Annotated in this window: 9 protein-coding genes; 3 read left to right on the forward strand and 6 right to left on the reverse strand. The window is 43.3% G+C overall.

The features are described from left to right. Nucleotides 1–131: 131 nt before the first annotated feature. Nucleotides 132–1,664 carry a 2,3-bisphosphoglycerate-independent phosphoglycerate mutase gene (gene gpmM, locus PVK62_RS12935; RefSeq protein ID WP_274444470.1) on the reverse strand — a complete coding sequence of 511 codons (1,533 nt, stop codon included), beginning with the start codon at nt 1,662–1,664 and terminating at the stop codon, nt 132–134. 365 nt (nt 1,665–2,029) lie between these two features. Beyond that, nucleotides 2,030–3,376 carry an MATE family efflux transporter gene (locus PVK62_RS12940; protein ID WP_274444469.1) on the reverse strand — a complete coding sequence of 449 codons (1,347 nt, stop codon included), beginning with the start codon at nt 3,374–3,376 and terminating at the stop codon, nt 2,030–2,032. A 270-nt stretch (nt 3,377–3,646) separates the two neighbouring features. Here PVK62_RS12940 and PVK62_RS12945 point away from each other — a divergent pair, with 270 nt between their 5' ends. Both PVK62_RS12945 and groL read left to right on the forward strand, forming a co-directional pair. Beyond that, nucleotides 3,647–3,934 carry a co-chaperone GroES gene (locus PVK62_RS12945; RefSeq protein WP_060993308.1) on the forward strand — a complete coding sequence of 96 codons (288 nt, stop codon included), beginning with the start codon at nt 3,647–3,649 and terminating at the stop codon, nt 3,932–3,934. Nucleotides 3,935–3,974: 40 nt separating this feature from the next. Beyond that, nucleotides 3,975–5,612: a chaperonin GroEL gene (gene groL, locus PVK62_RS12950; protein WP_274444468.1), complete on the forward strand. Its 1,638-nt coding sequence runs from the start codon at nt 3,975–3,977 to the stop codon at nt 5,610–5,612. A gap of 235 nt (nt 5,613–5,847) precedes the next feature. Here groL and PVK62_RS12955 read toward each other — a convergent pair whose 3' ends face one another. Then, a complete protein-coding gene (locus PVK62_RS12955) occupies nt 5,848–6,216 on the reverse strand; it encodes an endonuclease domain-containing protein (RefSeq protein ID WP_274444466.1) in 369 nt (122 codons plus the stop codon). A gap of 234 nt (nt 6,217–6,450) precedes the next feature. After that, the gene (gene tpiA / locus PVK62_RS12960; protein WP_274444464.1) at nt 6,451–7,221 is read right to left on the reverse strand and encodes a triose-phosphate isomerase; all 771 of its coding nucleotides are present in this window, start codon (nt 7,219–7,221) and stop codon (nt 6,451–6,453) included. Between the two features lie 272 nt (nt 7,222–7,493). Between tpiA and PVK62_RS12965 the strand changes: the two genes are divergently transcribed. Continuing rightward, entirely contained in the window at nt 7,494–7,838 is a 345-nt protein-coding gene (locus PVK62_RS12965; RefSeq protein ID WP_274444463.1) for a 5-carboxymethyl-2-hydroxymuconate Delta-isomerase, read from the forward strand. A gap of 18 nt (nt 7,839–7,856) precedes the next feature. Here the strand turns inward: PVK62_RS12965 and PVK62_RS12970 are convergent, their stop codons facing one another. Together PVK62_RS12970 and glpX are read right to left on the reverse strand one after the other, a co-directional pair. Then, nucleotides 7,857–8,210 carry a DUF3135 domain-containing protein gene (locus PVK62_RS12970; RefSeq protein WP_274444462.1) on the reverse strand — a complete coding sequence of 118 codons (354 nt, stop codon included), beginning with the start codon at nt 8,208–8,210 and terminating at the stop codon, nt 7,857–7,859. 537 nt (nt 8,211–8,747) lie between these two features. Beyond that, entirely contained in the window at nt 8,748–9,755 is a 1,008-nt protein-coding gene (glpX, locus tag PVK62_RS12975; RefSeq protein WP_274444461.1) for a class II fructose-bisphosphatase, read from the reverse strand. Between the last annotated feature and the right edge of the window lie 146 nt (nt 9,756–9,901).

Below are 9,901 nucleotides of genomic sequence, written 5' to 3' on the forward strand. Positions count from 1 at the left end.
TTACTATTTGCAGAACTAGAATCTATACGCTGCGCTAACTAGAGACTATAAAATCAAAAGCGAATACAGCGATTGCTTTTGATTTTATAGAAGCGAAGCGGTCTCGTTTCTAGTCAGCAAAGCGTATCGTTCTACTTAAAAAGAACTTCACCAGACATCTCAGCAGGGATCGCTGTATCTGTTAGCGCTAGCATAGTAGGGGCTAGATCAGAAAGCTTACCGCCCTCTTTAAACTCAACCGCTTTGCTACCAACGTAGATAAGAGGAACAGGAAGGTTCGTGTGAGCTGTGTGAACGCCGCCTGTTTCAGGGTCGATCATCATTTCAGCATTACCGTGGTCAGCAGTGATAAGCAGTTGACCGTCAACTTCTTTGATTGCCTCAACCACTTTACCGATACACTCATCTAGAGATTCAACGGCTTTAACCGCTGCATCGTATAAGCCAGTGTGGCCAACCATGTCACAGTTAGGGAAGTTACAAACGATAGCGTCGTATTTACCAGATTTGATAGCGGCAACTAATTTCTCAGTTAGCTCAGGTGCGCTCATTTCAGGTTGTAGATCGTAAGTTGCTACTTTTGGAGAAGCAACTAGTTGACGCTCTTCGCCTTCAAATTCGTCTTCGATGCCGCCATTGAAGAAGAAAGTAACGTGTGCGTATTTTTCAGTTTCAGAAATACGTAGTTGAGTTTTACCTTCTTTAGATAACCACTCACCGTATGTGTTTTCTAGAGACGCTGGAGCGAATGCACAAAGAAGTGGGATGTTTGCTGCGTATTGAGTCAGCATCACAAAATCGATTGCTGGGAATACGTTACGAGCAAAACCATCGAAATCAGGAACGAATGCACGAGTGATTTCACGAGCACGGTCAGCACGGTAGTTCATGAAGATAACTGCATCGCCATCAACGATAGCTGCTGATTCTTCGCCGTCTGCTTTGATTTCAGTTGCTTGTACAAACTCATCGTTCTCTTCACGAGCGTAAGCTGCTTCAAGACCTTCAACAGCGGTTGCGAATGTGAATTCTGCTTTTGCTTCTGACATTAGATCGTAAGATTTTTGTACGCGATCCCAGTTGTTGTCACGATCCATAGCGTAGTAACGACCAATCAGAGAAGCAACACGGCCTTTACCTAGTTTAGCGAATAGCTCTTGGAAGTTTTTCAGAGAGTTTTCAGCTGAACGTGGTGGTGTATCACGTCCGTCTAGGAAGCAGTGTAGGTAGATTTTTTCTGCGCCACGTGCTGCTGCCATTTCTACTGCTGCGTAGATGTGGTCTTCATGAGAGTGAACGCCACCTGGAGACATAAGACCCATGATGTGAACGGCTTTATCTGCTTTAACTGCTTTGTCGATAGCGTTAACTAGCGTTTCGTTCTCTTGGAACTCACCATCAGAAATTGCTTTAGTGATGCGAGTAAGATCTTGATAAACAACACGACCAGCGCCGATGTTAGTGTGACCAACTTCTGAGTTACCCATTTGACCATCAGGTAGACCAACGTCCATACCTGAAGCTGAAATTAGTGTGTTTGGTTGAGTAGCCATTAGGCCATCAAGAACAGGTGTGTTTGCGTTTGTGATTGCGTTATCTGCTTGAGCTTCACGGTGACCGTAACCATCAAGAATAACTAGCGCCATAGGCTTTTTAGCTGACATAAAGGTGTTCCTCGTCAATAACTTAATAAATTCGAATAAATAACTTTGTGTAACTTTACTACAAAGTTTGAAAATGGGCCATAGCGAAGCGAGGAAGAGCAGGATTCAGGTTTCAGGAAAAGCTAAAGCAAGAGTAGAGTTCAGATCGCTGCGCTTGCAGAATTCAGAGGCGATCGTGGTGATAAAAGCAATCACAATACAGTTCCTCCCCTTGATAAATGTATTGTTGAGATTGGCAATGTTGATATAAGGGGGCTAGGTGGGTGGTAAATATAGAACTAGAAACTATACGCTGCGCTAACGAGATACTATAAGATCAAAAGCGAGTATTGTGCTGCTCTTATAGGAGCGAAGCGGTCTAGATTCTAGTTAGCGAAGCGTATAGTCCCCAACAACTTACTGTGCTTCACAAATACCCAGGCACTTATCCCACCCATCACATTTCCTATCGCAATCCCAACAAACAAGCCTTCCATGCCATATAAATGGCTGCCAATCCACGCTGTTGGCAGAGTAAACACAAATAATCTCATGAAACTCCAACTGAAAGAATGTAATGGTTTTTGCATCGCATTTAAGCTGCTCACAAGTACCATCACAATGCCTTGGAATCCATAACTGAATGGCACACAAATTAAGTACATCCACAGGCCATGTTGTACGGCATCATCTTGGCTAAATAGATGGGAGAGCGGAATGCTTAATGGAACAATTAAAATATAGAGAAACAGTTGGAAGAAGACAGAGAACTTCATCGCTAAGAAGATGGCCTCTTTGACTCGCTCTGGTTGTTTGGCTCCAAGGTTTTGAGCGACAAAAGGGCTTAATGAAGACGTGAGTGCCATTATCACTAATAACATTAATGACTCGACGCGTTGCGCTGCACCATAAGAAGCAACAGCTACTGTCCCTTGGCTGGCGAGCATCATCATTAATATGGCACCAGAAATTGGGTTTAAGGCATTGGAGAGTGCGGCTGGTGAGCCGATCTTTAAGATCTGTTGCCAATCTTGTTTCATCTCTGGTGGCTTTGGTGAGGCGAGTAACTTGATTTTTCGAGTTAATACATAAAAAGAAGCACATAAAGCCCCAAACCAACTGATGCCACTGGCAATCGCAGCGCCTTGAATACCTAATTCAGGAAAAGGCCCGTAGCCAAAGATCAGTAGGGGATCGAGTACACCATTGATTAACCCTGCCAGCATCATGATTTTTGCGGGAGTGGTGGTATCGCCCGTTGCGCGAATGGCACTGTTGCTCGACATTGGAATAACCAGCAGAGGAATGGTGAGATACCAAATCGACATGTATTGATGAATAAGAGGTAGCAGTTTGTCTTCTGCTCCTAATAATCGAAACAGGGGATCTATGGTAAAAAAGCCAATGCTACAAGCGATAAGAATAAGAATGACGGCTAAGATTAATCCGTGTGTGGTTAATTGCGCGGCGTGCTTGCTGTTACCTTGTCCGAGCAAGCGCCCAATCGAGGCCGATAATCCAACCCCAATGCCCATGGTAATGCAGTTGACCGCAAAGGTAACCGGGAAGGTAAAACTTACGGCAGCAAGGGCATCAGTACCAAGCAATGAGATAAAGAAGGTATCCACCAAGTTGAATAGAAGGATTGCGACCATGCCAAACACCATTGGAGTGGTGAGTTTCTGTAATACCTCGGCGATAGGTTGGGTTAGTAAACCGTGTTTATCTAGCATGGTTTTCTCAAGTGGTGGTGGGATGGCTAGTGTAGCGGAAACAGGGAGTAGAAACTATACGCTGCGCTAACTAGAGACGATAAGAGAAAAAGCAAAAGTTAATATGGTGCTTGCTCTTATAGAAGCGAAGCGGTCTAGTCTCTAGCTTCTAGTACTTTAAAAAATTACACCCTAAACCCTTGCAATCCCTCCTTAAAAACCCCATTAATAAATCAAAGCCAAAACATGGCACTTTATTCTTAAATGGAACATTATCAGGAGATACGACCAATGAATATCCGTCCTTTACATGACCGTGTGATCGTTGAACGCCAAGAAGTTGAATCAAAATCTGCAGGTGGCATCGTGCTAACTGGTTCAGCGGCTGAAAAATCAACTCGCGGTACTGTTCTAGCTGTTGGCAAGGGCCGCATCCTAGAGAATGGTTCTGTACAACCATTAGACGTAAAAGTTGGCGATTCAGTTATCTTTGCAGAAGGTAATATCAAAGCAGAGAAGATCGAAGGCAAAGAAGTATTGATCATGTCTGAATTTAACATCCTAGCGATTGTTGAATAATAAACGATATTAAGAAAAGAATTTAAAAAGGAAATTAAAGATGGCTGCTAAAGACGTTAAATTTGGTAACGACGCACGAATTAAAATGCTAGAAGGTGTAAACGTTCTGGCTGACGCGGTAAAAGTAACTTTAGGTCCTAAAGGCCGTAACGTTGTTTTAGATAAATCATTTGGCGCACCAACGATCACTAAAGATGGTGTTTCTGTTGCACGTGAAATCGAGCTTGAAGACAAGTTCCAAAACATGGGCGCACAAATGGTTAAAGAAGTGGCTTCGCAAGCGAATGACGCGGCGGGTGACGGAACAACAACAGCGACAGTTCTTGCTCAAGCTATCATTGCTGAAGGCCTAAAAGCGGTTGCTGCTGGCATGAACCCAATGGATCTTAAACGTGGTATCGACAAAGCAGTTGTTGCTGCAGTTGAAGCACTTAAAGAGCTATCTGTTCCATGTGCTGATACAAAAGCGATCGCGCAAGTAGGTACTATCTCTGCAAACTCTGACTCTACTGTTGGTAATCTTATTGCTGAAGCAATGGAAAAAGTAGGTCGTGACGGTGTTATCACTGTTGAAGAAGGTCAAGCACTTCAAGACGAATTAGACGTTGTTGAAGGTATGCAGTTTGACCGTGGTTACCTATCTCCATATTTCGTAAACAACCAAGAAGCGGGTTCGGTTGATCTAGACAGCCCATTTATCTTGCTGGTTGATAAAAAAGTATCAAACATCCGTGAATTGCTTCCGACGCTAGAAGCGGTAGCGAAAGCATCTCGTCCTCTTCTTATCATCGCTGAAGATGTTGAAGGCGAAGCGCTTGCTACTCTAGTTGTGAACAACATGCGTGGTATCGTTAAAGTTGCAGCGGTTAAGGCGCCTGGCTTTGGTGATCGTCGTAAAGCAATGCTACAAGACATCGCAGTTCTAACTGCGGGTTCTGTAATTTCAGAAGAGATTGGTCTAGAGCTTGAAAAAGTGGTTCTTGAAGATCTTGGTCAAGCGAAGCGTGTAACTATCACAAAAGAAACAACAACTATCATTGATGGTGCTGGTGAAGAGACAATCATCTCTGGCCGTGTTACTCAAATTCGTCAACAAATCGAAGATGCGACATCTGACTACGATAAAGAAAAACTTCAAGAGCGTGTGGCTAAATTAGCTGGCGGTGTTGCAGTAATCAAAGTGGGTGCTGCGACTGAAGTTGAGATGAAAGAGAAGAAAGACCGTGTTGAAGATGCACTTCACGCTACTCGCGCTGCGGTTGAAGAGGGTGTTGTTGCTGGTGGTGGTGTTGCACTTATCCGCGCAGCATCTAAAGTTGCTGGCCTTGAAGGCGACAACGAAGAGCAAAACGTAGGTATTCGTGTAGCACTTCGTGCAATGGAAGCGCCTATCCGTCAAATCACTAAGAATGCGGGTGAAGAAGATTCAGTTGTTGCTAACAACGTTCGCGCTGGTGAAGGTAACTACGGTTACAACGCGGCAACTGGCGAATACGGTGACATGATCGAGATGGGTATTCTTGACCCAACTAAAGTAACGCGTTCTGCACTTCAGTTCGCAGCCTCTGTTGCGGGTCTTATGATCACAACTGAAGCGATGATCACTGATAAGCCACAAGATTCTGGCTCTGCTATGCCTGATATGGGCGGCATGGGTGGAATGGGCGGCATGATGTAATCATCCCCTGAGCCTATTGTCTAAATAGACAAAAGTTCAAATTGAGAGCCGAGGTTAACTTATTCGTAAGTGCCTCGGTTTTTTTATGTGTGTTTTAAGAGCACCCCCTCCCAGCCTCCCCCTTACCAAGGGGGAGGAGCCGATTGTAGTTGTTGCAATTTCAGCGATCACAATACAGTTCCCTCCCTTTACTAAGGGGAGGGTTAGGGAGGGGTTGTTGCGGTGATGGTAGAAGTTATTCGGATTTTAATTGATCTATATGCATTAATATAAACGCTATAACGCCATCTGTATTGCTCATTATATCTTGGTTTGTGAAACGCAATACTGATATTCCTAGATTACGCATGTATTCATTTCGTATAGCATCATAATCTGCGGCCTCTGGATTAAAGTGACTATCACCATCAAGCTCAATTACTAATTTATATTCAGCATTATAAAAATCACAAACATACCGGCCAATACCATATTGGCGTCGAAATTTAACATTGAGTTGATTTCGTCTAAGCTTATTCCACAATACTCGTTCTGCTGTAGGTACCTCAGATCTAAGCTTTTGCCTGAGTGTTTTGTGTTTTGATTTATTATAAATAAGTGTCATTAGAATTTAGAGTTATATTGGTAAATGCTATAAACCATAGAAGTCGTAAATGGTAAAAGATAATGAACAGTAAAGAATTTCGATGGAGTTCAAAATTAGTGCTTTTGATCTTATAGTCTCTAGAGCAAAGCGTTCTAGTTAGCGCAGCGTATAGTTTCTCAATCAATAGATACAAAAAAGGTCAACCGAAGTTGACCTTTTTACAATTTAAACTCTAAAACGAGAATTTAATAATTACGCTTTTGCTTCAGCTGCTGCTTTAGCGATAGCTGCAAAGCTTTTCGCGTCAAGCGCTGCACCGCCAACTAGAGCACCATCGATGTCTGGTTGTGCGAAGTAAGCTGCAGCGTTTTCAGGCTTAACAGAACCGCCGTATTGGATAACAACGTTCTTAGCAACTTCTTCTGATTTCTCAGCAATGTGAGCACGGATTTGAGCGTGGATGCGTTGTGCATCGTCAGCTGTAGCTGCTTTACCTGTACCGATAGCCCAGATTGGTTCGTAAGCGATGATCGCGCCTTCAAGAGCTTCAACGCCTTGAGTGTTGATAACAGCGTCAAGTTGACGTGCACAAACAGCGACTGTTTCGCCAGCTTCGTTTTGTGCTTCAGACTCACCGATACAAAGAACAGGAGTTAGACCGTTCTCTTTTAGGAATGCGAATTTCTTAGCAACAAACTCGTCAGACTCAGCGTGGTATTCACGACGCTCAGAGTGACCGATGATGATGTGAGAAGCACCGAACTCTTTAAGCATTGCTGGAGACATGTCGCCAGTGAAAGCACCGCTGTTGTTTAGGTCAGTGTTTTGAGCACCTAGGATGATTGCGCTGCCTGCTTCAGTAAGCGTACGCTCAGCAAGGTCAACGAAAAGTGCTGGTGGAGCAACTGCAACGTCTACGCCTGTAACGCCTTCAAGTTCAGCATTAAGACCGTTTAGTAGATCAACAACCATTTCTTTGCTGCCGTTTAGTTTCCAGTTACCCATAACTACAGGATGACGCATAGGATTCTCTCCAATTCAAATTAATGTAAAAAACTTGCGTAAAAATATAACAGATTTTGCGACAGATTTAGTGTCTAAAATCATTTTTATGCATAATTTTAGCGCTTTTATTTCGAAGTGCGAAAGATTATTAACTGAATTGAGGAGATTTTTGATGGTTCCTAACTGTGATTCATTAGGCACTTTTCTATTGAGAAGATTGTAACTTACTTGTTTTCGCTGAATGATGGAAAAGTAATCACTTATTAACGCCGTATGAAAAGGAAGTAATAATGCCGCACTTAGTCATGGAATATTCAAATTCAGCCGAAGAACGCTTGAACATGCAAGGTTTGTTGGAGGATTTACATCAAGTTGCGATTGATTCGGGGTTGTTCTCAATTAAGGATGTAAAGTCGAGAGCGATCCGCGTTCATTCTTGGTTAATTGGTGATAAGGGGAACAGTGTTGACTTTATTCATCTTACATTAGAATTATTATCAGGTCGTACAACGGAGCAAAAAAGGGAGTTAAGTCGTGCCTTGATGGATGTATTGGCAGGGCAAGCAACCCACATTGACAGCTTAACTATCAATGTGAGAGATATGGATCAAGAGAGTTTTCAAAAAATAGGATAGAAAATCAGACGAACTCTCTTAATGTTTTGTGTTATTTGATGAGCGATTATTGGCATTTGGAAATTGAATGACATCTGCCGCTTGATGCTCATCAATGGGTTTATTTAATGAATCAGCAAAACGAACAAACTGCTTACCGAGCTCTCTCCCTAATAAGATGTTGATGTGATTTGGGTTATTGCCTCGTTCGATGATTCGTTCGATGTGACTTTGTTGTGCCAGCAGTGGTCCTTGATGTTCTTCTGGTAAACTGTCAATAAACTGCATACTCAGTTGATGGCGTAATGCTTCTAGTTGCTCTGGGGATTTTTCCGCTAAGGCTTTGAGCTCATCAAATGAGGGGATTTCTATATGATGATATGAATGCGGCATTGGCTAACTCCTTGCTGTGGTATCCATGAGTTCAGCTTAGTTGGCATTTTTAGGTTTTGAGAATGTAGAATGGGGGAGATTGAGGGAGTGTCTCGTTTGTGAGAGTTAAGAGCAGGGTTCAGATCGCTTCGCTTAAAGGGTTCATAGGTGATTGCTTTTGGCTTTTAGCTCCTCCCCCTTACTAAGGGGGAGGCTGGGAGGGGGTCAAGAACTCACAGCGTATAAATCAAGTTAACTATGAACTCAATTCCAGCTTCATCGTAGTAACCCCTCCCTAACCCTCCCCTTGTTAAGGGGAGGGGACTGTGTATTTGCTACTTTAACCACAGCGCTCACATTCTGAATTATTCACTCGCTTTGCTCTTATAGAATCGAAGCGGTCTAGCTAGCGCAGTGTATAGTATCTAGTCTCACAACGATCACCCCTGAACCCTGCAAGGGAGCCTGCGACCGATCTGAAACCTGAACTCTCTAAAACAAAAAAAACCGCAGCTGTTTTCACACCCACGGTTTCAAATTTATCAAAGAACAAAGCTCTTAAAGAATAATATCTCTCACTTCTTTATCTTTACGCTCTAAGTAATGAATCGACTTAATACGACGAATGGTACGGCAGCGCCCACGGATAAGCAGTGTTTCAGTTGTTGCAATATTACCTTGGCGAGTGATGCCTTCCAGTAAATCGCCTTTCGTGATACCAGTAGCTGCGAAAACAACATCGTCGCTGCGTGCCATGTCAGTCATTTTTAAGATAACGTTAGCTTTAACGCCCATCTCAGCACAGCGTTTTAGTTCATCTTCACCATAAGCTCGGTTTTCTGGCGTATCACCTTTCACTTCGTGACGAGGAAGAAGGCGCGCTTGCATGTCACCATCTAGTGCGCGAATAGCAGCCGCAGAAATAACTCCTTCAGGTGCGCCACCGATACAGTACATTACGTCGACTTCGCTATCAGGCATACAAGTAAGGATAGATGCAGCAACATCACCATCAGGCACTGCAAATACGCGTACGCCCATTTTTTGCATATTAGCAATTATGTCATCATGGCGTGGTTTAGCCAGAGTTGTTACCACTAAGGTATCTAGAGTTTTGCCTAGTGCTTTAGCAACGTTTTCTAAGTTTTCTTCTAGAGAAAGATTAAGGTCAATTGCGCCTTTTGCGCCAGGACCAACAACCAGCTTTTCCATGTACATATCAGGTGCTTTTAGGAAGCTTCCTTTTTCACCAGCAGCCAGAACAGCAAGTGCATTTGATTGACCCATAGCTGTCATTCGCGTGCCTTCGATCGGGTCAACGGCGATGTCAACAGCATCACCGCCAGTGCCTACATGCTCACCAATATAAAGCATAGGTGCATCATCGATTTCACCTTCACCAATAACAATCTCACCACTGATGTCAGTTTTGTTCAGCAGTGTACGCATTACTTCTACAGCAGCACCATCAGCAGCGATCTTATCGCCACGACCAAGCCATTTGTAACCTGCCAGTGCGGCACCTTCAGTAACTCGAGAAAAAGCCATTGCTAAATCGCGTTTCATAATTGCTCCGAATAAATCGATGAATAAATAAAAATCGCGAAGATTTTAACATAACAAAAAAGGAAACGTTTGCTTTTTGAGTGCGGATTCGATTTTTTTAGAATTCATCTGCCTGATTTATAGAAGAGAAGAAGTGCTTTAACCCA

The sequence above is a fragment of the Aliivibrio sp. S3MY1 genome (assembly GCF_028765575.1).
Taxonomy (GTDB): domain Bacteria; phylum Pseudomonadota; class Gammaproteobacteria; order Enterobacterales; family Vibrionaceae; genus Aliivibrio.

Excerpts from the sequence above, each read along its gene's own strand:
- gpmM (WP_274444470.1), bottom strand. The coding sequence starts at position 1,664 with ATGTCAGCTAAAAAGCCTATGGCGCTAGTTATTCTTGATGGTTACGGT.
- PVK62_RS12940 (WP_274444469.1), bottom strand. The coding sequence starts at position 3,376 with ATGCTAGATAAACACGGTTTACTAACCCAACCTATCGCCGAGGTATTA.
- PVK62_RS12945 (WP_060993308.1), top strand. The coding sequence starts at position 3,647 with ATGAATATCCGTCCTTTACATGACCGTGTGATCGTTGAACGCCAAGAA.
- groL (WP_274444468.1), top strand. The coding sequence starts at position 3,975 with ATGGCTGCTAAAGACGTTAAATTTGGTAACGACGCACGAATTAAAATG.
- PVK62_RS12955 (WP_274444466.1), bottom strand. The coding sequence starts at position 6,216 with ATGACACTTATTTATAATAAATCAAAACACAAAACACTCAGGCAAAAG.
- tpiA (WP_274444464.1), bottom strand. The coding sequence starts at position 7,221 with ATGCGTCATCCTGTAGTTATGGGTAACTGGAAACTAAACGGCAGCAAA.
- PVK62_RS12965 (WP_274444463.1), top strand. The coding sequence starts at position 7,494 with ATGCCGCACTTAGTCATGGAATATTCAAATTCAGCCGAAGAACGCTTG.
- PVK62_RS12970 (WP_274444462.1), bottom strand. The coding sequence starts at position 8,210 with ATGCCGCATTCATATCATCATATAGAAATCCCCTCATTTGATGAGCTC.
- glpX (WP_274444461.1), bottom strand. The coding sequence starts at position 9,755 with ATGAAACGCGATTTAGCAATGGCTTTTTCTCGAGTTACTGAAGGTGCC.